The following is a 26,962-nucleotide window of genomic DNA, read 5'->3' as shown; positions in this document are numbered from 1 at the left end:
TCGCCCACCGTCACCGACACGCGTCAGCGGGGGTGGTTGTCGCCGCCCTTGCCGAGCTTGTTGAAGTCGATCTTCGGAAGCTTGAAGCCGGGCGGGAGGCCCTGCCCACCGGCCAGGTCGTTCGGGTCCAGGCCCGGCGGGAGCTGCGGCATGCCGCCCGGCATCCCGGCGCCCGCCCCGGTGCGCGGCCGGTTGCCGCCCTTGGTGCCCTTGCGCTTGTTCTTCGGCGACTTGGTCGCCTTGCGCCGGCCACCGCCGGGCAGGCCCATCATGCCGCCCATCTGCTTCATCATCTTCTGCGCGTCGGCGAAGCGGTTGAGCAGCTGGTTGACGTCCATCACCGTGACGCCCGAGCCGCCCGCGATCCGGGCCCGACGGGAACCGTTGATGATCTTCGGGTTGGTGCGCTCGCCCGGGGTCATCGACCGGATGATCGCGGTGACCCGGTCGAAGTGCTTGTCGTCCAGCTCGGCGAGCTGGTCCTTCATCTGCCCCATGCCGGGCATCATGGCCAGCACGTTGGCGATCGGGCCCATCCGGCGGACCGCGATGAGCTGGTCGAGGAAGTCATCCAGGGTGAACTGCTCGCCGCCCATCAGCTTGGCGGTCATCTTCTCCTTCTGATCGGAGTCGAAGGCCTGCTCGGCCTGCTCGATCAGAGTGAGGACGTCGCCCATGCCGAGGATCCGGCTGGCCATCCGGTCGGGGTGGAAGACATCGAAGTCCTCCAGCTTCTCGCCGGTGGAGGCGAACAGGATCGGCTGCCCGGTCACCTCGCGGACCGAGAGCGCGGCGCCGCCCCGGGCGTCGCCGTCGAGCTTGGAAAGCACGACGCCGGTGATGCCGACGCCGTCGCGGAACGCCTCGGCGGTGCGTACGGCGTCCTGGCCGACCATCGCGTCGATGACGAAGATTACCTCGTCCGGGTTGACCGCGTCGCGGATGTCGGCGGCCTGGCGCATCATCTCGGCGTCGATGCCGAGCCGGCCGGCGGTGTCGACGATGACGATGTCCCGGGCGGCCCGCTTCGCGTGCTCGATCGAGGCGCGCGCGACCTCCACCGGGTCGCCGGTGCCGTTGCCGGGCTCCGGGGCGTACACCTCGACGCCTGCGCGGCCACCGAGCACCTGGAGCTGCCCGACGGCGTTGGGGCGCTGGAGGTCGGCGGCGACCAGCAGCGGCTGGTGGCCCTGGGCCTTGAGCCAGCGGGCGAGCTTGCCGGCCAGGGTGGTCTTGCCGGAACCCTGGAGGCCGGCGAGCATGATCACCGTCGGCGACTGCTTGGCGAACTGGAGCCGCCGCCCCTCGCCGCCGAGGACCTTGATCAGCTCCTCGTTGACGATCTTGACGATCATCTGCGCCGGGTTCAGCGCCTGAGAGACCTCCGCGCCGCGCGCCCGCTCCTTGACGTTCGCGATGAAGCCCTTGACCACCGGCAGGGCGACGTCTGCCTCCAGCAGCGCCATGCGGATCTCGCGCGCGGTGGCGTCGATGTCGGCGTCGGTGAGCCGACCCTTGCCACGGAGCTTGGTGAAGATCCCGGAGAGGCGGTCACTCAAGGTGTCAAACACGCGAACATCCCGTTTGTCAGTGTTCCGGCTGGCACAACGCGGCCGGGCTCAGGTGTCCGGCCATGGCTAGGGTAGCCCGCCGCCCGCGCCCGCGCTTCGGCCCCGCCGTCGAGCAGCGGGATCGCGGCGGCGGGGGGCGGGCCCCAGGGCGGGGACGGCTGTTCCCGCCTCACCCGGCGGCCAGGACGGCCCTTCACCCGGCGGCCAGGACGGCCCTTCACGCACCGGCCAGGACGGCCCCTCACACGGCGGCCAGGACGGCGGCCTCCAGGCGGGCCCGCTCGTCGTCGGAGGGCCAGCCGCCGACCAGGTAGAAGGCATCCACCACGTCGCCGCCGAGGGTGGAGATCCGGGCCGCGCGGACCTGGGCGCCGGCCTCGTCGAGGGCGCAGGTCACCCGGTACAGCAGCCCGGCCGCGTCGGCGGCACGCAGCTCCAGCAGCACCGCGTCGGTTGCCGCCTCCCGGTGCCAGACCACCCGGGGCGCCGCCCCGCAGCCGCGCGCCGCGAGGGCCCGGCCGCGCAGCCGCTGGGTGACCGAGACGTCCCCGGCGACCGCCCGGCGCAGGTCGCCGCCGAGCGCGATCGGGTCGGGCGGCAGGCCGTACCGGGGTTGCACCCGGCACTCGACCAGGGCCCGGCCGTCGACCGTGGCGGCGTCCGCGGCGAGCACCTCCAGCCGGTGCAGGGCCAGGCAGCCGGCCACCGTCGCGAGCAGGCCCCGCCGGTCCGCCGCGGCCACCGCCACCCGGTCTCCGGTCAGGTGTACGACCGGCAGTGGCCCGGCGACCAGCGCCGGGTCCGGGGCGGGCGGGGCGGGCAGCACGCCGGTGTCCAGCGCCGTGCGGACCCGGGTGACCAGCTCGGCGACGAGGCGGCCCTTCCAGTCCGACCAGGCGGCCGGGCCGGTGGCCGCCGCGTCGGCGCGGACCAGGGCGTGCAGCAGGTCCAGCGTGGTCGGGTCGCCGACCTGCTCGGCGACCCGGGCGATGGTCACCGGGTCGGACAGGTCGCGGCGGGTGGCCACGTCGGGCAGGAGCAGGTGCAGCCGGACCAGCGTGCCGATCAGCGCCACCTCGGGCCCGGGCAGGCCGATCCGGGCTGCCACCGCCTCGGCCAGCGGCGCGCCGATGATGCTGTGGTCTGCGAAGGTGCCGGCGGGCTCATGCCCGGCGACACCTACGCCCGGCAGCCCCTTGCCGATGTCGTGCAGGAACGCGCCGAGCAGCAGCAGGTCCGGCCGGTCCACCTCGCGGGTGTGCCGGCCGGCCTCGTACGCGGTCTGCACGAGGTGCCGGTCGAGGGTGTACCGGTGCACCGGGTTGTGCTGGGGCAGGCTGCGCAACCGGGGCCACTCGGGCAGCCAGCCGTCGATCAGCCCGTACCGGTCGCAGGTCTCCCAGGCGGGCACCAGGCCGGGACCGGCCCCGAGCAGGGTGATCAGCGCGGCGCGCGCCTCGGCGGGCCACGGCGACGGCAGCGGTGGGCAGTACGCGGCCAGCCACTCGCAGGTGGCCCGGGCGATTGGCAGCCGAGTGGTGGCCGCCGCCGCGGCCATCCGCAGCGACAGGCTCGGGTCGGGGCGGGCGCCGATGGCGGTACGGGCCAGCACCAGCTCACCGTCGTGCTCGACGACGTCCCGAGCGACCGGGCGACGCACCGGCCGGGAGTCGACGCCCCGGCGGCGGCCGGAGCGCAGCCGGTCGGCGGCCCGCCAGGCGTCGTCGAGAGCGTGGCTGACGGTGCGGGCGTCCCCGGCGACCCGGCGCAGCAGCGCGTCGCCGTCGCGCACGAAGGCCCCCGGCCCCTGCCCGGGATCGGGCTGGAACTGCCCCACGACGGCCCCCGGCCCCTGCCCGGCGTCAGGCTGGAACTGCCCCACGACGGCTTCAGGCCACTGCGCGGCGTCAGGCTGGAGCTGTCGTAGTCCGAGCCGGGCGGCGACCCCGTCGCGTTCCTGGGCGACCAGCCGGTCGACCCGGCGGCCGGCCTGCTCGTGCAGGGCGTCGCGGGTGTCCAGCAGTCGCAGGTGGGCGGCCCGGACGGCGGGGCGCAGCGCGTCGGTGATGCCGGCGGTGGCGATGGCCCGCAGGATGCCCACGTCGCGCAGCCCGCCGGCGGCCTCCTTGAGGTCGCCCTCCAGCAGAAAGGCCAGCTCGCCGTGGGCCTGCCAGCGGGCGGTGGTGATCTCCCGCAGGCCCGGGAGCTGACGGACGGCGGTGCGCCGCCAGTGGTCGGTGGCGGTCCGGACCAGCGTGTCGGCCAGTTCCCGATCCCCGGCGACGAACCGGGCGTCGAGCAGGCCGAGGGCGACCTTGACGTCGTCCTGGGCCACCGAGAGCGCCTCGGCGACCGTACGTACCGAGTGGTCCAGCCGCAGCCCGGCATCCCAGATCGGGTACCAGACCTTCGGGGCCAGCTCGTCCATCCCGCCCACCCCGGCATGCAGCAACACCAGGTCAAGGTCCCCGTACGGCGCACACTCCCGCCGCCCAAGCCCTCCCACGGCAACCAACGCCACCCCACCCGGCCACGAAAGCAGTCCCCCCAACCACCGCTCGAACGCCTCCGCCCGAACCCTCCGAGCCCTCTCCCCCACCCCTCCAACAACGCCAACGACCTCGTTGATCAAGAGGTTTGCGTCACCGTCGCCGGCACTTTCCGACGCATTCCTCTTGATCAACGAGGTCATCTTCCGCACTCCGGCCTAGAGGGCGTCCAGGCCGCGTTCGCCTGTGCGGACCCGGACCACTTCCTCGACGCCCGTCACCCACACCTTGCCGTCGCCGATCTTGCCGGTCCGGGCGGCCCCGACGATGGCGTCGACGATCTTGTCGACGTCGATCTCGTCGGTGAGCACCTCCACCCGGATCTTGGGCAGGAACTCGACCGTGTACTCGGCACCCCGGTAGACCTCGGTGTGCCCCTTCTGCCGGCCGTACCCCTGGACCTCACTGACGGTCAGCCCGGCCACCCCGAGGGCGTGCAGAGCCTCCTTCACCGCGTCCAGCTGGTACGGCTTGATGACTGCGGTCACCAGCTTCATGTCCAACCCCTCCATCCCACGAACGTTAACCGGCGACCTTCTCGCTGACCGGCTCGGCAGGTTCCTCCGAGGCCGGCTTGGTGCCGGCGGTACCGCCCGGCGTCCCGATCCCGGCGAGCGCGAACGCGCTGCCGCTGCCGCTGCCACCGGCCGGGGAGAGGTCGTAGCCGCTCTCGGCGTGCTCGGCGATGTCGATGCCCTCGACCTCGGCCTCGGGCTTGACCCGGAAACCGATGGTCTTCTCGATCACGAAGGCGAGCACCCAGGCGACCGCGAACGACCAGACGGTCACGATCAGGCCGGCGATCGCCTGGCGGCCGAGCTGGGTGACGCCGCCGCCGTAGAACAGGCCGTCGGAGGCACCGACCACGTCGCTGATCGCGGCGTTGACCGAGTTGGTGGCGAACAGGCCGAGCCACAGGGACCCGATCCAGCCGCCGACGAAGTGCACGCCGACCACGTCGAGGGAGTCGTCGTAGCCGAGCTTGTACTTCAGGCTGATGGCGAGCGCGCAGACCACGCCGGCGACGATGCCGAGGAGGACAGCGGCCCAGGGCGCGATGAAGCCACAGGCCGGGGTGATGGCGACCAGGCCGGCGACGGCACCGGAGGACGCGCCGACCATGGTCGGCCTCTTGTCCTTGATCCACTCCACCGCGAGCCAGCCGAGCACCGCCGCGGCGGTGGCGAGCTGGGTGTTGATGAACGCGAGCCCGGCGACCGAGTCGACGGTCAGCTCCGAGCCGGCGTTGAACCCGAACCAGCCGAACCAGAGCAGGCCGGCGCCGAGCGCGACCAGCGGGATGTTGTGCGGCTTCATGCCCTCGCGGGGCCAGCCGAGCCGCTTGCCGAGCACCAGCGCCACGGCCAGGGCCGCCGCGCCGGCGTTGATGTGCACCGCCGTGCCACCGGCGAAGTCCAGCGCGTGGATGTCGCCGCCGATGATGCCGCCGCCCCACACCCAGTGCGCGACCGGGAAGTAGACCAGCGTCGCCCAGCCGAAGGCGAACAGCAGCCAGCCACCGAACTTGGCCCGGTCGGAGATGGCGCCGCTGATCAGCGCGACGGTGATCACCGCGAAGACCATCTGGAACGCCATGAACACGTACAGCGGGACCCCGATGCCGCTGGGGTTCTCCGCAGTGGCGCCCCACAGGTCCGTCTCGGCCAGGAAGGTCTTGGTGCCGAGGTACGCGCCCGGGTCGCCCCAGAATCCGTTCACGTCGGCCCCGAAGGCGACGCTGAAGCCGTAAAACCACCACAGAACAGAGATGAGCCCGATGGCGGAGAAGCTCATCATCATCATGTTGAGCACGCCCTTGGCCCGGTTGAGCCCGCCATAGAACAGCGCGAGCCCGGGCGTCATGAGCAGGACGAGCGCGGTCGAAACCAGCAGCCAAACGGTGTTGGCGCCGTCGATCGTCGGTGCTTCAGGCACGCTGGCCTCCTAAAGGTGAAGTTCCCTCCTTCACGGCTTCCGGGGCAGCGTCGCCCGTACGCCGGATGCGCGGAAGCTTGGTCGCCTCCTGTTTCCTTCACCGTCACCCGTCGATTTCCAACCCGTGACGCTGTGTTTCATACGTGTGAAGAACCCCTCACCGCCTCACCACCGTGTGCCGCCCACCCCCTCCCCTCCCCCACCCCCTCTTTCACGGAAAGAGTGGCCATCCCCGCCGGAATGACCACTCTTTCCGTGAAAATGCGCGCGCAGACGGGGCGGGTGGGGGTGTGGGGCGGGCGTGGGGGCGCGCGGGCGCGGACGGGGCGACGCGCAGGTGGGGTGGAGTGGGGTGGGTGGGTTTAGCGGAGGGCGTATTCCAGGGCGTGGCGTTCGTAGTCGAGCAGGCGCAGGTCGCGCATGGGGCGCCGGAGGTGACCCTTGTGCACGATCCGGACGAACGCCGGCTCGCCCGCGGCGGCCATCCGGCGGATGCCCTCGACGTGGTCGACGACACGCTTACGGATGGTCCGGATCAGCCGGTGCCGGTCGCGCGGAATCAGCCCGTACGCGTCGGCGAACAGCCGCAGCCGGCGCGGCCGGTCCGGGCGATTCCAGCCCAGCGTGATCGAGTCCCGGTCGGAGAAGATCGGCACCCAGGTCCAAGCCGCGTACGCCACGTCGTAGATCCGCGCGCCCGGCGAGGCGAGGTCGAAGTCGATCAGCCCGAGGGTGCCGTCCGGCCGCCAGATGACGTTGTGCGGGGCGGCGTCGTGGTGGCAGATCACCTCGGTGTCCGGCGGCGGCGGCCCGAAGGAGCGCCACACCGCGCCGGGCGGCGGGGCGAAGCCGTACTGGGCGTCGTGGAACATCCGCAGCATGGTGGCGACCGTGACCAGCGCCTCGTCGGTGACCCAGTGCGGGGCCAGCGGGTACTCCCCGCACTCCCCCTCCAGGTACGACAGCACCTCGCGGTTGCGCTCGTCCATCCCGAGCGCCCGGGGGGCGCCGGTGAACCCGACGTACTCCAGGTGGCGCAGCAGGGCATGCACGGACGGGGTCCACGGCCCGGCGTTGCGCCGGACGGTGTCGCCCACCCGGACCACGGTGCTCACGTTCCCGCCGTGCAGCGGGATCTCCTGCGAAGTCACGTACGGTCTCCCGAGGCCCGGCGCCGGGTGGCGGTCCTCGCGCCATCCGGCATGGGCGCGATCGTCACTGGTCACTGCGAGGTTACGCGTCGCGGGCGAGCGGCTCGGTGCCGAGCAGCGCGTCGACGAACTGCGCCGGGTCGAACGGGGCCAGGTCGTCCTTGCCCTCGCCGAGGCCGACCAGCTTGACCGGAATGCCGAGCTTGCGCTGCACGGCGATCACGATGCCGCCCTTGGCGGTGCCGTCGAGCTTGGTCAGCACCACACCGGTCACGTTGACCACCTCGGTGAAGACCCGGGCCTGCTCCAGGCCGTTCTGGCCGGTGGTGGCGTCGAGGATGAGCAGGGTCTCGTCGATCGGGCCGTGCTTTTCGACCACCCGCTTGACCTTGCCCAGCTCGTCCATCAGGCCGACCTTGTTCTGCAGCCGACCGGCGGTGTCGATCAGCACGGTGTCCACGCCGGTGTCGATGCCCCGCTTGACCGCGTCGAAGGCCACGCTGGCGGGGTCGGCGGCCTCCGGGCCGCGGACGGTCTCCGCGCCGACCCGGCCGCCCCAGGTCTCCAGCTGGTCGGCGGCGGCGGCACGGAAGGTGTCGGCCGCGCCGAGCAGCACGGTACGGCCGTCGGCGACCAGCACCCGGGCGATCTTGCCGCAGGTGGTGGTCTTGCCGGCGCCGTTGACCCCGACCACCAGCAGCACCGCCGGGACGCCCTCCTTCGGGGCGGTCCGCAGCGACCGGTCCAGGCTCGGGTCGAGGGCGTTGACCAGTTCGGCGGCGAGCAGGGCGCGCAGCTCGGTGGCGGACCGGGTGCCGAGCACCCGGGTCCGCTCCCGGAGCCGGTCGACGATGTCCCGGGTGGCGTCGATGCCGACGTCGGCGGTGATCAGGCTGTCCTCGATCTCCTCCCAGGCGTCCTCGTCGAGGTGGTCGCGGGAGAGCAGCCCGAGCAGGCCCTTGCCGAAGGCGTTCTGCGAGCGGGACAGCCGGGAGCGCAGCCGGACCAGCCGGCCGGCGGTCGGCTCGGGCACCTCGACGGTGGGCGCGGGCGCCTCCACCACCGGCGGCGGCTCGACCAGGATCCCGGTGGAGAGGTCGGACTCGGGGGCTTCGACGGGCGGCCCGGCGAGGTCCTCCTCGGCCCGGGTGTCCACCTCCGTCTCCGGCAGCGGCGGTTCGGGGCGCCGGCGCAGCCGTGGCACCACCAGCCCGAGGCCGCCGAGGATCAGCACTCCGAGCAGGGCGAGCGCGATGAGGAGGTATTCCTTCATGCCGAAATCCTGTCAGATGCCGGCGGCGGCGTCCCAGCCACCGCACCTGGCCGGCGTGCGAGCTGCGAGTACGCTCGCCCAGCCGTGGCTGGCGCAGCCGCCGACCGGGTAGAAATGATGAGATCGGCTCACCCTGGAGGTCATTCATGCCGGCTCCCCGCCTGCTCATCGGCCCGCTGCTGCGCCGGGTCGTCGGCACGCGGGCCACGGTCTGGGTGGAGACCAGCGCGCCCGCGACGGTCCGGGTCCGCACGGCCGACGGCGCCGAGGGCACCGCGGCCACCTTCTCGGCGTACGACCACCACTACGCGCTCGTGGTGGTGGAGGGGCTGGCCCCGGGCAGCACGACGGCGTACGAGGTGCTGGTCGACGACGAGGTGGCCTGGCCGGAGCCGGACGGCGGCTTCCCGCCCAGCCTGATCCGCACCCGGGCAGCCGACGACCGGGACCAGCCGGTGCGGCTGGTGTTCGGCTCCTGCCGGGAGACCACCCAGCACTCGACCGCCCGCAAGCTGCCCCCGGACGCGCTCGACGCGTACGCCCGGCGGTTGATGGCCGAGCCGGACCAGGCCGCCGGCCAGCCCGACCTGCTGGTGCTGCTCGGCGACCAGGTCTACGCCGACGTGACCTCCCCCACGGTCCGGCGGCTGCTGAAGCGGCGCCGTCGGCGGCCCAAGGACGCGCCGGGCGACCAGGTGGTCAGCTTCGACGAGTACACGAAGCTCTACCTGGAGTCGTGGCGGGATCCGGAGATCCGCTGGCTGTTCTCCACCGTCCCGAGCGTGATGATCTTCGACGACCACGAGATCATCGACGACTGGAACACCTCGGCCGCGTGGCGGGCCGCCATGCGCGACCAGCCCTGGTGGGCGGAGCGGATCAGCAGCGGCCTCGCCTCGTACTGGGTCTACCAGCACCTGGGCAACCTCTCCCCCGACGAGATCGCCGCCGACCCGGTCTTCGCCAGGGTCAACGCGGCGGGGGACGCCACCGGCGTGCTGCGCGAGTTCGGGCAGCGGGTCGACACCGAGGCCGACCTCGCCCACGACACGGAGCGGTGGCGGGCCGTGCAGTACCAGTGGAGCTACGCGCTGGACCTGGGCCGGACCCGGCTGGTCATGCTGGACAACCGGTGCAGCCGGGTGTTGGAGCCCGACCAGCGGGCGATGCTGCCCCCGGGCGAGTGGTCGTGGTTCCTCGACCGGGCCCACGGCGTCTACGACCATCTCGTGGTCGGCGCGTCCCTGCCCTGGCTGCTGCCGCCGGGCATCCACCACGTGGAGGCGTGGAACGAGAAGCTCGCCGACTCCCGACAGCGCCGGGTCGCCCGGCTGTCGGAGAAGCTGCGCCGGGCGCTGGACCTGGAGCACTGGGCCGCGTTCCGCCGCTCGTTCGACGCGCTCGGCGCCCTCTTCGCCCGCATCGGCACCGGCACCCCCGGCGAGCCCGGCGAGCGGGTCGGGGCCGGGCCGGCGTACGCGCCACCGGCGTCGATCAGCGTGCTCTCCGGCGACGTGCACCACTCGTACGTGGCGCGGGCGCGGTTCGACGACCCGGACGTGGTCACCCCGGTGCACCAGCTCACCTGCTCGCCCATCCACAACCAGGTGCCCGCCGGGATGCGCCCGCTGATGAAGCTGGGCTGGTCGTCCGGACCGGCCGGGGCCACCCGGGCCCTCGCCCGCACCGCCGGGGTTCGCCGCCCACCGTTGCGGTGGAAGCGGCTGGCCGGGCCGTACTTCGGCAACGCGGTCGCCACGCTGGTGCACGCGGGGCGAACGGCCGAGGTGACCATCGAGGGCACCACCAGCGCGGGCCACCTGCGTGAGGTGATGCGGCAGCGCCTCACGCCCGCCGACTGAACTCCGCCGTACCGCGTGGGGTTTCGGCAGCCGAGCGGCCACGTGAGGCATCGAACCGCGACTTTGCCCCGTTCCGCTCCGTGCGTGGTCGGCCTGCCCGTACTCGCGGCGGCTGCGCAGTTGATGCCGAAACGAGACATTCAACAGCGATGATCTTCCCGTGTTCCGTCAGGACACTCTTGCCCTTGCCGTGTGAGGGCACGGTCACCCCTTGGGGGGAAGGAAGAATTGCATGGGGATTCCCTGGCTTGCCGATGTTCTGCGAGCGGCCGGCGTCGCGGTTGTCGAGGAAGGGGACTGGCGTTCGCGGGGTGTCAGCGGCTCGTTCGCCCCGATCGGGGTGCTGTGGCATCACACCGCCGCCACATCCAGCCCGAGCAGACCGGCACCGGCACTGGGCGTCTGCATCAGCGGCCGATCCGACCTGCCCGGTCCGCTGTGTCATGCGCTGGTTGACTACAACGGCGTGTTCCACCTGATCTCCGCCAACCGCGCCAACCACGCCGGCAACAGCCGGGGCAGCGGGCCCATCCCCGTGGGCAGCGGCAACACGATGCTGATCGGGTGGGAGATCGACTACAACGGCGTCAACCAGTCGATGACCGCAGCCCAGTACTCCGCGTCCGTCGCCGCCACCGCCGCGGTGCTCCGCAGACTGGGCCGCGACGCCAGCTATGCCCGGGGCCACCGCGAGACCAGCACCACCGGAAAGATCGACCCCTCCTTCATCGACCTCGACGCGATGCGCCGCGACGTCGCAGCCGCCATGGCCGGCGGCCCGGCCCCCAACCCGAACAACGGCCCGATGTTCCACCAGGCGCGCTACCCGGACGGGTCGTGGACGGGGTTCCAACCGTTGGCCGGCTACGGGACGACAGCCCCCGGCCAGGCACGCGACATGGCGATCGCCGGGATGCCGGACGGCTCTGCCCACGTCCTCATCGTCGGCGCCGACAGCGGCGTCTACCACGAGATCCGCAAAGTCAACGGCGTCTGGACCGGGCTCCAGCCACTGACCGGCATGGGCACACCCACCACCGCCGCCGGCAACCGCGTCAGCATCGCCGGAATGCCCGACGGCTCCGCCCAGATCCTCATCGTCGGCGCCGACAGCGGCATCTACCACCAGATCCGCAACCCCAACGGCACCTGGACCGGATTCCAGACCGTCAGCGGCTACAACACGTCATCCCCCGCAGCCGGCAAGGACGTCGCCATCACCGCAATGCCCAACGGCTCCGCCCAGATGCTCATGGTCGGCGCCGACAACGCCATCTACCACCAGACCCGCAACCCCAACGGCACCTGGACCGGACTCCAGCCACTGACCGGCATGGGCACACCCACCACCGCCGCCGGCAACCGCGTCAGCATCGCCGGAATGCCCGACGGCTCCGCCCAGATCCTCATCGTCGGCGCCGACAGCGGCATCTACCACCAGATCCGCAACCCCAACGGCACCTGGACCGGATTCCAGACCGTCAGCGGCTACAACACGTCATCCCCCGCAGCCGGCAAGGACGTCGCCATCACCGCAATGCCCAACGGCTCCGCCCAGATGCTCATGGTCGGCGCCGACAACGCCATCTACCACCAGACCCGCAACCCCAACGGCACCTGGACCGGACTCCAACCCCTGACCGGCGTCGGCACACCCACCACCGCCGCCGGCAGCAACGTCAGCATCACCGGCACGCCCGACGGCTCCGCCCAGGTGACCATCGTCGGCAGGAATTGACGAAGCACCTCAGGAATCGCTCCGAGCGGCCCGCCGGGTGAAGGCGGGAAAGCGCCTCCCCGCCAGTGAACCGCGATCGAGGTGTCGCGGGCCCGCCGCGGGGGGAGGCACGGCGGATGGGCCGCCCGCGGCGGCGGGATGACACCGGCACCCGAGCACGATCGGGACACTCCGCGTACGTCGGGAGCCGGCCCTCCGACGTACGCACGCTCACCATCGCCGCCGTGAGGCGGGTCACCGTACGCCGTACCCTGGCACCGTGGACGAGCATCAGCCGGAGACCCTGCGGGCCGTGGAGCACGAACTGACCGCGCTGCTGCGCCGTGGGCGGACGCTCTCCTGGGAGGTCGCCAAGGAGGTGCACCCCGACCTGGATCCGAACGCGTACGGGCTGCTGCTCTGGCTGCGCCGGTGCGACTCCATCCGGCTGACCGACCTGGCCGCCCGGCTGGGGGTGGGCAAGGGGACGCTGAGCCGGCAGATCAACAGCCTGGAGGCGCTGGGGCTGGTGCGCCGGGAATCGGACCCGGACGACCGGCGTGCGTCCCCGCTCAGCCTGACCGCGGAGGGGCAGCGCCGGTTCGACGCCGCCCGGTCGTCCCGGCTGGCGGAGTTCCGGCGCATTCTGGAGCGCTGGGAGAGGCAGGACGTGGAGGACTTCGCCCAGCTCCTGCGGCGGTTCAACGACGCCCTCGACTGATCCGAGACCGGCGCCGCCGGGAATGGATCCTCCTCGCGCCTGGTTGTTGCTTCAGGCAACCAAACCAGATGGTTGCTCCAGGCAACTACTTTCCTCTCCCCACCGGAGGCAACCACGATGTCCTCAACGGCAGCGCCCAGCCAGGCGACCGGCGTCGCCATGTCCCACCGGCAGATCCTGGAGGCCCTCTCCGGACTGCTGCTGGGCATGTTCGTCGCGATCCTCTCCTCCACGGTCGTCTCGAACGCGCTGCCGCGGATCATCACCGAGCTACGCGGCGGCCAGTCCGCGTACACGTGGGTGGTCACCTCGACGCTCCTGGCGACCACCGCGACCATCCCGCTGTGGGGCAAGCTCTCCGACCTGATCAGCAAGAAGGCCCTGGTCCAGCTCTCCCTGGTGATCTACGTGCTGGGCTCGGTGCTGGCCGGGTTGTCCCAGTCGACCGAGTGGCTGATCGCCTGCCGGGTGCTCCAGGGCATCGGCGCCGGCGGCCTCACCGCGCTGGCCCAGGTGATCATGGCTTCGATGATCTCGCCGCGCGAGCGGGGCCGCTACAGCGGCTACCTCGGCGCGGTGATGGCCGTCGGCACCATCGGCGGCCCGCTGATCGGCGGCGTGATCGTCGACACCTCCTGGCTCGGCTGGCGCTGGTGCTTCTACGTCGGCGTGCCGTTCGCCCTTGCCGCCCTCGTCGTGCTCCAGAAGACCCTGCACCTGCCGGTGGTCAGGCGCCAGGTGAAGATCGACTGGTGGGGCGCCACCCTGATCACCTCCGCCGTGTCGCTGCTGCTGATCTGGGTTTCCCTCGCCGGCGACAAGTACGACTGGATGTCCTGGCAGAGCGCCGTGATGGTGGTCGGGGCGCTGCTGATCGGCGCGCTGGCGATCCGGGTCGAGACCCGCGCCGCCGAGCCGGTCATCCCGCCGCGGCTGTTCCGCAACCGCACCATCACCCTGGCCACCGTCGCCAGCATCGCGGTCGGCGTCGGCATGTTCGGCGCGTCGGTCTTCCTCAGCCAGTACTTCCAGATCAGCCGCGGTCAGAGCCCGACCATGTCCGGCCTGATGACCCTGCCGATGATCCTCGGCCTGCTGGTCTCCTCCACGGTGACCGGACGGGTGATCACGAAGACCGGGCGCTGGAAGCGGTACCTGGTCGCCGGCTCGGCGCTGCTCACCATCGGCTTCGCCCTCATGGGCACGCTCCGCTACGACACCGACTTCTGGCTGCTCAGCTGCTACATGGCCATCATCGGGGTCGGGCTGGGCATGACCATGCAGAACCTGGTGCTCGCCGTGCAGAACACCGTCGGCGCGCAAGACCTGGGCGCGGCCAGCTCGGTGGTGGCCTTCTTCCGCAGCCTCGGCGGCGCGGTGGGCGTCTCCGCCCTCGGCGCGGTCCTGGGCCACCGGGTCAAGGACTTCATCGCCGACGGGCTCACCGGCCTGGGCCTTCCGGCCTCCGCCTCGGGCGGCAGCGGCCTGCCTGACGTGCATGCTCTGCCCGGCCCGATCCGCACGGTCGTGGAAAGCGCGTACGGCCACGGCGCCGGCGACGTCTTCCTGGCCGCCGCACCGTTCGCGCTGATCGCGCTGATCGCGGTGAGCTTCATCAAGGAGGTCCCGCTGCGGCGGCACAACGGGCCGACGATTGATGAGGCCGAGCGCGAGTCGGCGGTCGCCGACGGGGCCGAGCGGCAGCCGGCGGCTGCCGGCGAGGTCGGCGCGGCGGCGGTCCGCAGCAGCGGCGGAAGCTGAGGGACGACATGAGCGTGGGAGCACCTCTCGACCGGGAGGACTACGGCCCGGCGGCCCGTCCGCTGCCCTTCGAGCGCGGCACGGACGGGCCCCGGGTGGTACTGGTCGGCATCGACGGCACCCGGACCTCGCTGCGGGCCAGCTCGTACGCGGCGGGGCTGGCCCGCCGGCAGGGCGCAGGACTGGTCGTGGTCTTCGTCAGCACACCGGCCCCCTACACGGCGATGATGCCGGGCCTGGTGGCGGAGTCCGTCCAGCAGACCCACGACGAGCTGGCCGCCGAGCTGCGCGAGGAGTGCCGCCGCGCCGCCGAGGAGCTGGGCCTGCCGGTCACGTTCCTGTGCCGGCGCGGGGACGCGTACGCCGAGCTGTGCGCGGCGGCCGACGAGACCCGGGCGGACCTGGTGGTGGTCGGCTCCTCCGAGCAGGCCGGCCACCGGCTGGTCGGCTCCGTCGCGACCCGCCTGGTCCGCACCGGCCGCTGGCCCGTGGTCGTCGTTCCCTGATCGGAGGGCGTGCCACCCCTCCCCCGGCTAGTCCCGCAGCCGAATGTCGGGGGCATCGGCCAGGATGACCCGATGACCTGGCGAGCACCGGAGATCACCCGGACCCCCGAGCCCTACGTCGGCGACGAGCGCACCATGCTGGAGGGTTGGCTGGATTACCAGCGGCAGACCCTGCTGCTCAAGTGCGCCGGGCTGACCTCGGAGCAGCTACGGACGCCGAGCGTCGAGCCCTCAGGGCTCACCCTGCTCGGCCTGGTCCGGCATCTGGCCGAGGGGGAGGCCTCGTGGTTCCGGGAGAACTTCGCCGGTGAGCGGGTCGACTACCCCTACTCCACCCCCGACGACCCGGACGCCGACCACGACGTCAGCGCCGCCGACGCCGAGGCCGACTTCGCCACCTACCACCGGGAGGTGGCGCTGGCCCGCGCCGCCACCGCCGGCCGGTCCCTCGACGAGACCTTCACCGAGGTCGGCCCGAAGTCCCGGATCTTCAACCTGCGCTGGGTCTACGTGCACCTGATCGAGGAGTACGCCCGGCACAACGGCCACGCCGACCTGATCCGCGAACGCATCGACGGCCGCACCGGCGAGTGACCGACCCGGCCATCGCCTCGCGCCTTCAGTACGCCAGCGCGGCCCGCAGGTAGCGCAGGTCAGCCGGGTCGCTCCAGCGCAGCGCCGACAGCCCGGCGACGCGGGCGCCCCGGATCGCCCGGTCCTCGTCGTCGACGAAGAGCACTCGGGCCGGCGGGGTCTCCAGCGCCTCGCAGGCGGCCTGGAAGTACTCCTTCGCCGGCTTGTGCACCCCGATCTTCGAGGAGTTGACCACCACGTCGAGCTCGCCGACCAGGCCGAGCGCGTCGAGGTCGGCGTCGAGCAGGTCGGTGGCGTTCGTGCCGAGCCCGACCCGGATACCGCCGGCCCGCGCCTCGCGGACGAAGTCGAGCACCTCGGGGTCCACCTCGCCCCGGTAGCGCTGCCACTGCTCGACGGCGGCCCGGGCCCGCTCGGGGTCGCCCAAGGAGTCGGTCAGCGCGTCGGAGACGCTGGTCATCCAGTCGGCGTGGCTGACCCTGCCGGTCAGCACCGGCTGGAGCCGCCCCCAGTGCATGGCGATCTCGGTGAGCACGCCCTCGGACAGGCCGTACTCCCGCTCCACCCCGGCGGCCACCGTCGGGTCCCACCGCCGCAGGACGCCGTCGAAATCCACCAGGAGCGCCGTCGCCCGTTCCCGACCCACTACTCGTTCTCCTCGCCGCGGCCACGCCGCTCGTCCCCATCGGCCCGGTTGAGCCGTTGGCTGATCACCTGGGTCACCCCGTTGCGCATGGTCACGCCGTACAGGGCGTCGGCGATCTCCATCGTCCGCTTCTGGTGGGTGATGACGATCAGCTGACTCTTCTCCCGCAACTGTGCCAGCAACGTGATCAACCTGCCCAGGTTGACGTCGTCGAGGGCCGCCTCCACCTCGTCCATGATGTAGAACGGGCTGGGCCTGGCCCGGAAGATCGCCACCAGCATGGCCACCGCGGTCAGCGACCGCTCGCCGCCGGAGAGCAGGGAGAGCCGCTTGATCTTCTTACCCGGCGGACGGGCCTCCACCTCCACACCGGTGATGAGCAGGTCGTCGGGTTCGGTGAGGATCAGCCGGCCCTCGCCGCCGGGGAAGAGCACCGTGAAGACCTGCTCGAACTCCCGGGCGGTGTCGGCGAACGCGCTGGCGAAGACCTCCAGGATCCGGTTGTCGACGTCCTTGACCACGGTGAGCAGGTCCCGGCGGGTGGCCTTGAGGTCCTCCAGCTGCTCGGTGAGGAACTTGAAGCGTTCCTCCAGTGCGGCGAACTCCTCCAGCGCGAGCGGGTTCACCTTGCCGAGCAGGGCCAGCTCGCGTTCCGCCTTGGCGGCCCGCTTCTCCTGCACCGGGCGCTCGTAGCGGACCGGCTCGGGCACGGGCAGCCCGTCCCGCTCGGCCGCCACCACGTCCGCCTGCGTCGGCGGTACGGGCTGGTGTGGGCCGTACTCGGCGACCAGGGTCTCCACGTCCAGGCCGAAGTCCTCGGCGGCCTTCGCCTCCAGCTGCTCGATGCGCAGCCGCTGCTCGGCGCGGGCCACCTCATCCCGGTGCACCTGGCTGGTCAGCCGCTCCAGCTCCGCGCCGAGGCGCTTGGCCGCACCGCGTACCTCGGACAGCTCGGCCTCCCGGGTGGCGCGCTCGCGCGCCACGGCGTCCCGGTGCTCCTCGGCCCGCGCGATCGAGGTGGCCAGCCGGGCCAGCGCCTCTCGGGCGCCGCCGGTCACGGCGCGGGCGATGTCCGCGCCCCGGGCCCGGGCGGCCCGACGGGCCGCAGCGCGCTCCCGCGCGGCCCGCTCGGCGGTGGCCTGCCGGCGCAGCGAGTCGGCCCGGCCGGCGATCGAGGAGACCCGCTCCTCGGCGGTACGCACCGCGAGCCGGACCTCCATCTCGTTCTGCCGGGCCCGCGGCACCATGGCGGCGAGCTGGTCGCGTTCCTCGCTGGACGGCTCGGCGTCGAGCGGGGTGGCCTCGGCGAGCCGGAGCCGTTCCGCCAGCTCGGCCAGCGCGGTCAGGTCACGTTCCCGGGCCGCCTCGGCGCGGGACCGGGAGTCGCCGAGCCGGTCGGTCTCCGCCTTCGCCGACCGGGCGGCGGCACCCAGTTCGGCGAGCCTGCGGGCGGCGGCGTTGCGGTGGCTCTCGGCCTCCCGCTTCGCGGCGGCGGCGTGCTGCACCAGCTCCTTCGCGGCGGCCACCTCGGCGCGCGCCTCGCCGAGCTGGTCGCGCAGCTCGGCGGCGGCCCGCTCGGCGGCCGTCCGGTTGGTCCGGGCCTCCTCCACGGCGGCCTGCACCTCGATGAAGCTGGGTGCCTTGGCCGACCCGCCGGCTGCCGCGTACGCCCCGACCACGTCGCCGTCCCCGGTGACCGCGCGCAGCTCGGGGTTGCCGGCGACCAGCTCGGACGCGGCGGCGAGGTCGTCGACCAGCACCACGTCGCGCAGCGCGCGGTGCACGGCCGGGCGCAGCTCGGCGGAGCATTCGACCAGGTCGGGGGCCCAGCGGGCGTGCTCGGGCAGCTTCGGGCGCAGCGTGTCGGCCGGCCCGGTCATGCCCGGCCCGGCGGGGCTGCCCACCAGCAGGCCGGCCCGGCCGGCGTCGGCGATCTTCAGCAGCCGCATCGCCTCGACGGCCTCGTCGACGCCGCTGACGGCGACCGCGTCGGCGAGCCCACCGAGCGCGGCGGCGATCGCCGCGGAGTGGCCGGGGGCGATGGTGAGCAGCCCGGCCAGGCTGCCGAGCAGGCCGGGCACCTCGTCGGCGCGGGCGAGCAGCGCGCCCGCGCCGTCCTTGCGGCGCAGCCCGATGGCGAGCGCCTCCTCGCGGGCCTTCTGCGTCGCGGCGTCCTTCTCGGCGGCCCGCTCGGCGTCGGCGAGGGACCGGACGGCGGCCTGTGCCTTCTCCTGCACCGCGACCGCCTCGGCGTGCCGGGCGTCGAGGTCGGCGTTGTCCCGGTCGGCCTCGGTGGACTGCTCGGCCACCGCGTCGAGGTCGGCCTGCGCCTGCTCGGCGCGGCCCAGGGCGTCGGTGTGCGCGGCGGCGAGCCGGTCGATCTCCTCACCGGCGCTGGTGGTTCGGGCCCGCGCCGAGTTCACCTGCCCGGTGAGCCTGGCCAGCCCCTCCCGCCGGTCGGCGATGGCCTTGGCCGCCGCGACCAGTTCCCGCTCGGCGGCGGCGAGCTGCCGTTCCAGCTCCTGCCGGTGCTCGACGGCCTCGGCGAGCCGGATCTGGTCGTCGGTGAGCGCCTCGCGCAGCTCCTCCTCCTGCTCGTGGACCCGCTCGGCCTCGGCCTCCAGCTGGTCGGGGTCGCGGCCGGGGCGCTCGTCGTCGCTGGTGGCGCTGAGGTGGCGCAGCCGCTCCCGGGCGAGCTGCTCGATGGAGCGGAACCGCTCGGACAGCGCGGAGAGCTTGTACCAGGTGTCCTGGGCGGCGGCCAGCAGCGGGGCGTCCTCGGCCAGCGCCGCCTCCAGCTCACCGAGCCGGCCCTGCACCTCGACGTGCTCCGCCTCGGCCTGCTCGCGCCGCTCGCGCAGGGCGCTCTCGTCGGCGATCTCCTTGTTCAGGGTGGCGCGCAGGGTGGCCAGGTCGTCGGCGAGCAGCCGCAGCCGGGCGTCGCGCAGGTTGGCCTGGATCGCGGCGGCCCGCCGGGCCACCTCGGCCTGCCGGCCCAGCGGCTTGAGCTGGCGGCGCAGCTCGGCGGTGAGGTCGGTGAGCCGGTTGAGGTTGGTCTGCATCGCGTCGAGCTTCCGCAGCGCCTTCTCCTTGCGCTTGCGGTGCTTGAGGACGCCGGCCGCCTCCTCGATGAACGCCCGCCGATCCTCCGGCTTGGCGTGCAGCATGCCGTCGAGCCGACCCTGCCCGACGATGATGTGCATCTCCCGGCCGATGCCAGAGTCCGACAGCAGCTCCTGGATGTCGAGCAGGCGGCAGGAGTCGCCGTTGATCTCGTACTCGCTCTCGCCGGAGCGGAACATCCGGCGGGTGATGGAGACCTCGGTGTACTCGATCGGCAGCGCGCCGTCGGTGTTGTCGATGGTGAGGGTGACCTCGGCCCGGCCCAGCGGCGCCCGGCCGGCGGTGCCGGCGAAGATGACGTCCTCCATCTTGCCGCCGCGCAGCGCCTTGGCGCCCTGCTCGCCGAGCACCCAGGCGATGGCGTCGACGACGTTGGACTTGCCGGAGCCGTTCGGGCCCACCACGCAGGTGATCCCGGGCTCCAGCTTCAGCGTCGTCGCGGAGGCGAAGGACTTGAACCCCTTCACCGTCAGGCTCTTGAGATACACCTTCTCGATCCTCGTCCGGTGGTCGCCGACCGTCGTGGGCTGCGCGGACCTGGTGAACCCGCAGACTAACCCGGCGTCGCCGGAGGCGGCGCACACGACCCGCCCCGGGCGTCCGTCCGCCACCGGCGCGTCGCGATCGGCGCGGGCATCCGCAGTACGGATCGGACGGATCGCCGGACCGAACCTTGATCAATTATTCAAGATCAGGAAATGGCGCCGGGAAATGGCCCGGACATGGCTGCGCGCCGGCACATAAGTGTCGGCGCGCGATTTTGCGTAGTGCGATTCAGTTGTCCGACAACCGAAGATCAGGTCAGCGCCGGCTCGGCCAGACGGAGCAGATCGTCCGCCTCCGCCGCAGCCGCCGCGAGCCGATCATTCTCGGCACGCAGGCGCGTGATCTCGAACTCCAGTGCCTGAACCCTGGACCGCAGTCGGGTGACCTCGTCGAGCAGACGCCGATCGGGCGCTGCACCTACGTGGCCGTAGAGGGCCTTCGCCATACTGACTCCTTGATATGCGCTGCCGGAAAGGCCGGCCAACGCGCGCCCACTCGTTCGCGGCTGTCATTCCCAGCGATTCTGGGCATGACCGGGCGCGACTGGCGACACCTACATATTGAGCCGACAACCGCCATTCGTCAAGTTCCCGCAGGCCGTAGATCATCTCCACGTCTGCCGGTCCACTTGTTGGGGGCTGCCACCAGGCACGGACACGCTCTGTCCGGACGCGTTAACTGTACGCCTCGGATCACCGGAAGTGGCCGTCCGTGCGAGTCGGATTCGCTTAACTCTTCCTTAGCCACGTTGCCGCAGCTCGCACCGCACCCGTAGGTTCAGCCCGCAACCGACCCGTGGAGGCGACAGGCGTGTATGGCTCGAACGACCCGAACGACCCGGAGGGCGCCCGCCGGCACCAGGAACCCCCGGCCGGCCAGCCCGCCTGGCTGACCGACCGGCCCGAGCCGCGGTCGGCGTACCTGTTCGGGGACGAGCCGGACCAGCCGGGTGACCGGTGGGCCGCCGATCCGTACCGCGCGGAGCCCACCGACCGGCCGTGGGCGCGGCAGCCCACCGCCCGGCCGGAGCGGCCGGGCGACGAGCCCTGGCGGGAGGAGCCCACCGGCCGGTGGCAGCCGGCGAGCGAGCCGCGACGGCCGGAAGGCGAGCCGTGGCAGCCCGGTGCCGAGCCGTGGCACAACCAGCCGACCGGGCAGTGGCACGACCAGCCGACCGAGCCGTGGCACGACGAACCGACCGGGCAGTGGCACGAGCGGCCCGCCGGCCGGCCGGGGGACGCGGAGCGCACCCGGATCGTGCCGGTCGTCGGGGCCGCCGCGTCGGCTGCCGGCGGGCCGCGGGCGGGCCTCACGGCGTACCGGGGAGGCCAGGCCGGGGACGCCCCGGCCGACGGCGAGGGGCGGCACCGGCCGGCCCGCCGGTTCCCGCGCCCGCTGCTGATCGGCGGGGCCGCCGCGGCGGCCACCCTGGTCGTCAGCCTCGGCATCGGCGCCCTGGCCCTGCCGGGCGGGGAAGACCCGCGGACCGACCCGGCCGCCGCCGACGGCCCGGTCGCCGCCGCGCCGGCCGACCCCGACGCGACGTCCGCTCCGGCCGCCCCCTCGCCGAGCGCCTCACCCACCACCGCCCGCCCGTCGGCCACGCCGAGCCGGACCACCATGCCGACGCCGAAGCCCAGCCGGTCCACCGCCGCGTCGCGGAGCAACCAGCGCAGCACCCCGGCGACGACGTCCCGCAGCGTCGCCGGGACGGGCGTCACAAGCCAGGCCCGGCAGGTCGTCGACCTGGTCAACGCCGAACGGGCCAAGGCCGGCTGCGGCGCACTGAAGATCAACAGCAAGCTGACCACCGCCGCCCAGGCGCACAGCCAGGACCAGGCCGACCACCGGAAGATGTCGCACGACGGCAGCGACGGCAGCGGCGTCGGCGAGCGGCTCGACCGGGTCGGGTACGCGTGGCGCGCGTACGGCGAGAACGTCGCCTGGAACCAGCAGACCCCGGCCGCGGTGATGAACGCCTGGATGAACAGCTCCGGGCACCGGGCCAACATCCTGAACTGCTCGTTCACCGAGATCGGCGTCGGCGTGGCCACCAGCGACGGGCCGTACTGGACGCAGGACTTCGGCACCCCGCGCTGAGGCGGCGGTCGTGACCCCTGCGGCCCGGGCGAGTCGTCGCAGGGGCCCCGCTCGTTGCACCGGATGAGGCCCGCCGAGGCGGTACGTGGGGGCGGTGGGCCCGACCGGGCGGCCGGGGGCCGCCAGCTACCCGGGAGCTGCCGATGCGGATCCGGCTGCGCTCGCCCGGCGTCCGGCGTGGGCCGCGCCGGCTGCTGCGGTCACTCGTCGCGGTGATGCTGCTCACGGCGGCGTACGGCTGCCGGGCGGACCTGCTCCCACCGGGAGCGCCCACCCCGTGGCCGGCCGACTCGGCCCGGCACTGGCGCTGGCAGTGGCAGCTCACCGGGCCGCTCGACACCACGGTCGACGCGGACGTGTTCCTGCTCGACCCGGTGCGTACCACCGCCACCGAGACCGCGGCGCTGCGCGCCCGGGACCGCCGGCTGATCTGTCAGGTCGCCGTCGGCTCGTACGCCCGGACGGACCCGGACGCCGACCGGTACCCGGCGGCGGTGCGCGGCGGGGCGGGCCCCCGGCCGGACACCCGCTGGGTGGACGTCCGGCGGTGGGACATGCTGGAACCGATCCTCGCCGACCGGTTCCGGCTCTGCCGGGGCAAGGGCTTCGGCGCGGTGGCGCTGGCCGACTCCGACGGGTACGCCCACCGACCCGGCCTCCCCCTGGGCTTCGACGACCAGTTGCTGTTCAACCGGCGGGTCGCCGCGCTGGCCCGCACGCTGAGCCTCTCCCCCGGCCTGCTGGGCGACGTGCCGCAGGTGGCCGCGCTGGCGCCGGACTTCGACTTCGCGGTCGACGAGGAGTGCGTCCGGCTGCGCCGGTGCGCCAAGCTGCTGCCGTTCGCCGAGGCCGGAAAGCCGGTGTTCCACGTCGAGTACACCGGCGACCCCGCCGAGTTCTGCGTGACCACGGTCGGGTACGGCTTCGCCTCGATGCGCAAGGACCGCCAGCTCGACGCATGGCGGACACCGTGCCCGGCCGCTCCCTGACCACCCGGCCCAGCAGCAGCGGACCGGGCGGTCGATCCTGCCGTCACATCGACGGGACGCACCCCGGGCGGCGGGGCCGGTCGGGGTGCTCCGGGGCGCCCAGGGTCAGCCCCGGAGCGCCCCCCGGGGCCTGGGCTGGCAGCGGGGACAGCTGTACGAGGAGCGGTTCATGAACGCCTCGCGGCGCATCGGCGTCCCGCACCGCCGGCACGGCTCACCCTCCCGGCCGTACGCGTTGAGGGCGCGGTCGAAGTAGCCGCTCTCGCCGTTGACGTTGACGTACAGGGCGTCGAAGCTGGTGCCGCCCTCGGTGATCGCCTCGCCGAGGACGTTGCGGACGTGGCCGAGCAGCCGCAGCGTGGTCGGCCCGGTCAGCGCGTCGGTCGGCCGGGCGCCGTGCAGCCGGGCCCGCCACAGCGCCTCGTCGGCGTAGATGTTGCCGACCCCGGAGATCAGGGTCTGGTCGAGCAGCGCCCGCTTCACCTCGGTGCGCCGGCGGCGCAGGGTGGTGACGAACGCGTCGTCGGAGAACTCCGGGTCCATCGGGTCCCGGGCGATGTGGGCGATCTCCCCCGGCAGTTCCGCCCCGCCCTCGGAGACCGACAGCCCGCCGAACGTACGCTGGTCGACGAAGCGCAGCTCGGGGCCGTCGTCGGCGAACCGGAACCGGACCCGCAGGTGCAGCTCGTCGGCCGCCGTGGCCGGCTGGAGCAGCAGCTGGCCGGACATGCCGAGGTGCCCGACGATGGCGTCACCGCTGTCCAGCGGCAGCCACAGGTACTTGCCGCGCCGCCGCACGTCGCGCACCGTCCGCCCGGCCAGCACGTCGGCGAAGTGCGCCGGGCCGGCCAGGTGGCGGCGGACCGCCCGGGGGTGGCGCACCTCGACGGCGGCGATCCGCCGGCCGATGACCCACTGGGCCAGGCCCTGCCGGACGGTCTCGACCTCGGGCAGCTCAGGCATGGCCCGCCTCGTCGGCCGCCCGGGCGTCCGGCGCGCTGCCGCCGGCCGGGGCAGTGGCGGAGCCGTTCGCCCCGCCGGGCGCGCTCGCCCCCACCGCCGCCGGCATCCCGGCCTCTCCAGGCCCTCCAGGCCCTCCAGGCTCTCCGGACCCTCGGGGCTCTCCGGGCTCTCCGGGCTCTCCGGGCAATGACTGTTCGGCCGCCGCCCGCTCGGCGGCAGCACGCTCGGCCTGGGCGGTCAGCTCGGCGGCGTCCCGCTCGGCCTGGTCCCGCTCGGCCTGGGCGGTCAGCTCCCGCCAGGCGGACTCGGCGGCCCGCTGCTCGGCCTCCTTCTTGCTGCGCCCCTCCGCCCCGCCGTAGCGGTTGCCGGCGACCACCACCCAGGCGGTGAACGTCTTGAGGTGGTCGGGGCCGGTGCCCTCGATCCGGTACTCCGGGACGCCCAGCCCCAGCGCGGCGGTCAGCTCCTGCAAGCTGGTCTTCCAGTCCAGCGCGGCGCCCCGCCCGGCCGACTCCGCCATCAGCGGGTCGAACAGCCGGTGGATCACGAGGGCCGCGGTGTCGAGGCCGTACTGGAGGTAGATCGCGCCGAGCAGGGCCTCCAGGGTGTCGGCGAGGATGCTCGCCTTGTCCCGGCCGCCGGTGCTCTCCTCGCCCTTGCCCAGCAGCAGGTAGGCGCCCAGCCCGTCCGCGCCCAGCCCGCGCGCCACGTCGGCGAGCGCGCGCATGTTCACCACGCTCGCCCGCAGCTTCGCGAGCTGCCCCTCGGGCAGGTCGGGATGGTTGTGGAAGAGCGCGGCGGTGATCACCACGCCGAGTACCGAGTCGCCGAGGAACTCCAGCCGCTCGTTGGTGGGCAGGCCGCCGTTCTCATACGCGTATGAGCGGTGGGTCAGGGCCCGCTCCAGCAGTTCCGGGTCCAGCGAGACCCCGAAGGCGGACTCCAGGTGGCCGACGGGGGCCCGCCGCCGCTTGTCGTTGATCATGATGCGGTTACCTCTTCGTTCGCGACCGGGCGGGCCGCGCGCGGCAGGCCCCCCGGGTCGGCGCGGAGCGCGCGGCCGGTCGGGCCGGGACGGGACGGGAGGTCACAGGCTCACCTCGGTATCGGTGGTGCGATCGGCGTGGTCACCGGGCTGGGAGGGGGTTTGCGGAGCACGATCGAGCAGCGCGGAGACCGTTTCGGTGGCCCGCCGACGCCACAGGTGGGCGGCGAGGGCGATGCCGGAGGCGACGTCGTCCTCGCGGGCCGCGCCGTGGCAGACGACCACCGTCCCGGCCACCCCCAGCAGGGCCGCCGCCCGGGGGACGCCGCCGCTGGCGGGCGGTCCGCCGGCCATCGCGTACGCGCCCTCGATCGCCTTGAGCAGCACGTTGCCGGTGAAGCCGTCGGTCACCACCACATCGGCGCGCGCGCCGGAGGCGATGTCGTACCCCTCGACGAGGCCGACGTAGCGCGCTCCGTGGGGCAGCGGCACGGCGGCGAGCATCGGATCGGCGGTGCGCCGCAGCCGGTCCCCCTTGCCGGCCTCGGTCCCCACGGACAGCAGCCCGACCCGGGGCTCGGCCACCCCGTGCGCCACGGCCGCATAGGCCGCACCGAGCACGGCGTGCCGGACCAGCGTGGCGGGGCCGGGTTCCAGGGAGCCACCGACGTCGAGCAGCACCACCGGGCCGGCGACCGCCGGCAGGGTGGCCACCAGCGCCGGCCGTCGCACGTGTGGCCAGCGGCCGAGGCCCAGGGCGGCGGCGGTGACGGTGGCACCGGTGGCACCGGCGGAGACCACCGCGTCGGCGATCCCGTCGCGGACGGCGGTGACCGCCGCCCGCACGGTGCTGTCGGCGCGGGCGGCGACGGGGTGGTCGGCCATGCCGACGGCGGCCCGCACCGGCCGGACCGTGACCCGGATGCGCTGCACCGGGTCGAGGGCACCGATCAGCCCGTCGGCGACCTCGGCGGGGCCGACAAGCAGGAGGTGCAGGTCCGGGTCGGCGCGCATGGCCCGCAGAGCGCCGTCAACCACGACGGCGGGAGCTTCGTCCCCGCCGAGGAGGTCAACGGCGATCCGCGCGGTGCCCGGCTCCACCGGGACGCCAGCCGGAACGGGCCGGCCGGCGACGGCGGAAGCCGGGGCACCGGGCGATCGCCAGGATGCGCGCGCCACCCGACCTGGGGTCGGGGGCGTCACTCGGCGTCCAGGTCAGACCTCGATGACCTGGCGGCCGTTGTACGTACCGCAGACGGAACAGGCGGTGTGCGGCAGCTTCGCCGACTTGCACTGCGGGCAGGCCACGGTCGCGACCACGGTCGCCTTCCAGTTCGCCCGGCGGGACCGGGTGTTGCTGCGCGACATCTTGCGCTTCGGGACGGCCACGGTTCTTACTCCTCTGTACGGGTCAGTTGCGACAGGCCCGCCCAACGCGGGTCGATCTGCTGGTGACTGTGGTCGGCCGGCAGATCGTCCCGCTGCACCCCGCACTCGGGGCACAAGCCTGGGCAGTCCTCCCGGCAGAGCGGGTTGGTCGGCAGCGCGAGCACCACCGCGTCCCGCAGCGCCGGCTCCAGGTCGATCAGATCGTCCTGCATCCGGCCCACCTCGTCCTCGTCGGTCGTCTCGTCCGTGGTGCTGTCCTCGTACGCGTACAGCTCCTGGACGTTCACGGCCACCGAGTCGTTGATCTCGCGCAGGCACCGGCCGCACTCGCCCCGGACGAGACCGCTGACGGTCCCCGAGACGAGCACGCCCTCGGACACCGACTGCAGCCTCAGGTCGAGGTCGAGGTCGGTGCCCTCCGGCACGCCGATCAACTCCCCGCCGAGGTCCGCCGGTGCCGGGACGACCCGCTTGACCGTACGCAACGCGCCAGGGCGACGCGGCAGCTCCCTCGTGTCGAGGACCAGCGGCGCCTTGGGGTTGAGTGATGAAGACGAGTGTTTGGGCATAGTCAGACTCCG

Annotated in this window: 21 protein-coding genes and 1 pseudogene; 8 read left to right on the top strand and 14 right to left on the bottom strand. The window is 73.2% G+C overall.

The window, feature by feature from the left end; translation table 11 throughout:
* Nucleotides 1-23: 23 nt before the first annotated feature.
* From ffh to ftsY, 6 genes are all read right to left on the bottom strand, one after another.
* Nucleotides 24-1,571, bottom strand: a complete 1,548-nt coding sequence (gene ffh, locus OG617_RS21395; RefSeq protein ID WP_405094810.1) for a signal recognition particle protein — start codon at nucleotides 1,569-1,571, stop codon at nucleotides 24-26.
* A 241-nt stretch (nucleotides 1,572-1,812) separates the two neighbouring features.
* The gene (locus OG617_RS21390) at nucleotides 1,813-4,263 is read right to left on the bottom strand and encodes a [protein-PII] uridylyltransferase (protein WP_405094809.1); all 2,451 of its coding nucleotides are present in this window, start codon (nucleotides 4,261-4,263) and stop codon (nucleotides 1,813-1,815) included.
* A gap of 15 nt (nucleotides 4,264-4,278) precedes the next feature.
* On the bottom strand, nucleotides 4,279-4,617 hold the full coding sequence (locus OG617_RS21385) for a P-II family nitrogen regulator (protein ID WP_174537509.1): 339 nt from the start codon (nucleotides 4,615-4,617) through the stop codon (nucleotides 4,279-4,281).
* A 25-nt stretch (nucleotides 4,618-4,642) separates the two neighbouring features.
* Complete coding sequence (locus tag OG617_RS21380) at nucleotides 4,643-6,055, bottom strand: ammonium transporter (protein WP_396675791.1); 1,413 nt, start codon at nucleotides 6,053-6,055, stop codon at nucleotides 4,643-4,645.
* A gap of 362 nt (nucleotides 6,056-6,417) precedes the next feature.
* The gene (locus OG617_RS21375; protein ID WP_328822349.1) at nucleotides 6,418-7,281 is read right to left on the bottom strand and encodes an aminoglycoside phosphotransferase family protein; all 864 of its coding nucleotides are present in this window, start codon (nucleotides 7,279-7,281) and stop codon (nucleotides 6,418-6,420) included.
* Nucleotides 7,282-7,288: 7 nt separating this feature from the next.
* On the bottom strand, nucleotides 7,289-8,479 hold the full coding sequence (gene ftsY / locus OG617_RS21370) for a signal recognition particle-docking protein FtsY (protein WP_405094808.1): 1,191 nt from the start codon (nucleotides 8,477-8,479) through the stop codon (nucleotides 7,289-7,291).
* A gap of 146 nt (nucleotides 8,480-8,625) precedes the next feature.
* On the opposite strand from ftsY, the gene OG617_RS21365 reads away from it, so the two are divergent.
* The 6 genes from OG617_RS21365 to OG617_RS21340 all read left to right on the top strand — a co-directional run bounded on the left by OG617_RS21365 (nucleotide 8,626) and on the right by OG617_RS21340 (nucleotide 15,640).
* Nucleotides 8,626-10,341, top strand: coding sequence for an alkaline phosphatase D family protein (locus OG617_RS21365; RefSeq protein WP_405094807.1), 1,716 nt, complete (start codon nucleotides 8,626-8,628; stop codon nucleotides 10,339-10,341).
* A gap of 232 nt (nucleotides 10,342-10,573) precedes the next feature.
* The gene (locus tag OG617_RS21360; protein ID WP_405094806.1) at nucleotides 10,574-12,079 is read left to right on the top strand and encodes an N-acetylmuramoyl-L-alanine amidase; all 1,506 of its coding nucleotides are present in this window, start codon (nucleotides 10,574-10,576) and stop codon (nucleotides 12,077-12,079) included.
* 259 nt (nucleotides 12,080-12,338) lie between these two features.
* Nucleotides 12,339-12,779 (top strand): MarR family winged helix-turn-helix transcriptional regulator, encoded by a 441-nt coding sequence (locus OG617_RS21355; protein WP_405094805.1) that lies wholly within the window; start codon nucleotides 12,339-12,341, stop codon nucleotides 12,777-12,779.
* A gap of 117 nt (nucleotides 12,780-12,896) precedes the next feature.
* Nucleotides 12,897-14,540 carry an MDR family MFS transporter gene (locus tag OG617_RS21350; RefSeq protein WP_405094804.1) on the top strand — a complete coding sequence of 548 codons (1,644 nt, stop codon included), beginning with the start codon at nucleotides 12,897-12,899 and terminating at the stop codon, nucleotides 14,538-14,540.
* Nucleotides 14,541-14,548: 8 nt separating this feature from the next.
* Nucleotides 14,549-15,046, top strand: coding sequence for a universal stress protein (locus OG617_RS21345; protein ID WP_405094803.1), 498 nt, complete (start codon nucleotides 14,549-14,551; stop codon nucleotides 15,044-15,046).
* A 72-nt stretch (nucleotides 15,047-15,118) separates the two neighbouring features.
* Nucleotides 15,119-15,640, top strand: a complete 522-nt coding sequence (locus tag OG617_RS21340) for a DinB family protein (RefSeq protein WP_405094802.1) — start codon at nucleotides 15,119-15,121, stop codon at nucleotides 15,638-15,640.
* A 25-nt stretch (nucleotides 15,641-15,665) separates the two neighbouring features.
* On the opposite strand, the gene OG617_RS21335 is transcribed toward OG617_RS21340, so the two are convergent.
* The 3 genes from OG617_RS21335 to OG617_RS21325 all read right to left on the bottom strand — a co-directional run bounded on the left by OG617_RS21335 (nucleotide 15,666) and on the right by OG617_RS21325 (nucleotide 20,400).
* Complete coding sequence (locus OG617_RS21335; RefSeq protein WP_405094801.1) at nucleotides 15,666-16,286, bottom strand: HAD-IA family hydrolase; 621 nt, start codon at nucleotides 16,284-16,286, stop codon at nucleotides 15,666-15,668.
* Nucleotides 16,286-19,897: a chromosome segregation protein SMC gene (gene smc / locus OG617_RS21330; protein WP_405094800.1), complete on the bottom strand. Its 3,612-nt coding sequence runs from the start codon at nucleotides 19,895-19,897 to the stop codon at nucleotides 16,286-16,288. Before smc ends, OG617_RS21335 begins: the two co-directional genes overlap by 1 nt.
* Before the next feature lie 308 nt (nucleotides 19,898-20,205).
* Nucleotides 20,206-20,400, bottom strand: a complete 195-nt coding sequence (locus tag OG617_RS21325; protein WP_036374707.1) for a hypothetical protein — start codon at nucleotides 20,398-20,400, stop codon at nucleotides 20,206-20,208.
* Nucleotides 20,401-20,750: 350 nt separating this feature from the next.
* Between OG617_RS21325 and OG617_RS21320 the strand changes: the two genes are divergently transcribed.
* Together OG617_RS21320 and OG617_RS21315 are read left to right on the top strand one after the other, a co-directional pair.
* The gene (locus OG617_RS21320; RefSeq protein ID WP_405094799.1) at nucleotides 20,751-22,055 is read left to right on the top strand and encodes a CAP domain-containing protein; all 1,305 of its coding nucleotides are present in this window, start codon (nucleotides 20,751-20,753) and stop codon (nucleotides 22,053-22,055) included.
* Nucleotides 22,056-22,198: 143 nt separating this feature from the next.
* Nucleotides 22,199-23,044, top strand: a complete 846-nt coding sequence (locus OG617_RS21315) for an endo alpha-1,4 polygalactosaminidase (RefSeq protein ID WP_405094798.1) — start codon at nucleotides 22,199-22,201, stop codon at nucleotides 23,042-23,044.
* Nucleotides 23,045-23,149: 105 nt separating this feature from the next.
* On the opposite strand, the gene mutM is transcribed toward OG617_RS21315, so the two are convergent.
* From mutM to OG617_RS21290, 5 genes and pseudogenes are all read right to left on the bottom strand, one after another.
* Nucleotides 23,150-24,007: a bifunctional DNA-formamidopyrimidine glycosylase/DNA-(apurinic or apyrimidinic site) lyase gene (gene mutM, locus OG617_RS21310; RefSeq protein WP_405094797.1), complete on the bottom strand. Its 858-nt coding sequence runs from the start codon at nucleotides 24,005-24,007 to the stop codon at nucleotides 23,150-23,152.
* A gap of 259 nt (nucleotides 24,008-24,266) precedes the next feature.
* Nucleotides 24,267-24,992 (bottom strand): annotated as a pseudogene (gene rnc / locus OG617_RS21305) (ribonuclease III); the annotation flags it as partial.
* A 102-nt stretch (nucleotides 24,993-25,094) separates the two neighbouring features.
* Nucleotides 25,095-26,093 carry a phosphate acyltransferase PlsX gene (locus OG617_RS21300; RefSeq protein WP_405094796.1) on the bottom strand — a complete coding sequence of 333 codons (999 nt, stop codon included), beginning with the start codon at nucleotides 26,091-26,093 and terminating at the stop codon, nucleotides 25,095-25,097.
* A gap of 114 nt (nucleotides 26,094-26,207) precedes the next feature.
* Nucleotides 26,208-26,381 carry a 50S ribosomal protein L32 gene (rpmF, locus tag OG617_RS21295; RefSeq protein ID WP_396675813.1) on the bottom strand — a complete coding sequence of 58 codons (174 nt, stop codon included), beginning with the start codon at nucleotides 26,379-26,381 and terminating at the stop codon, nucleotides 26,208-26,210.
* 5 nt (nucleotides 26,382-26,386) lie between these two features.
* A complete protein-coding gene (locus OG617_RS21290; protein WP_405094795.1) occupies nucleotides 26,387-26,950 on the bottom strand; it encodes a YceD family protein in 564 nt (187 codons plus the stop codon).
* Nucleotides 26,951-26,962 lie beyond the last annotated feature (12 nt).

The sequence above is a fragment of the Micromonospora sp. NBC_01412 genome (assembly GCF_045040215.1).
In the GTDB taxonomy this organism is placed as follows: Bacteria; Actinomycetota; Actinomycetes; order Mycobacteriales; family Micromonosporaceae; genus Micromonospora; species Micromonospora rubida.
The sequence above is the reverse complement of the archived record's forward strand: the minus strand, read 5'-3'. Positions and strand labels throughout refer to the sequence as shown.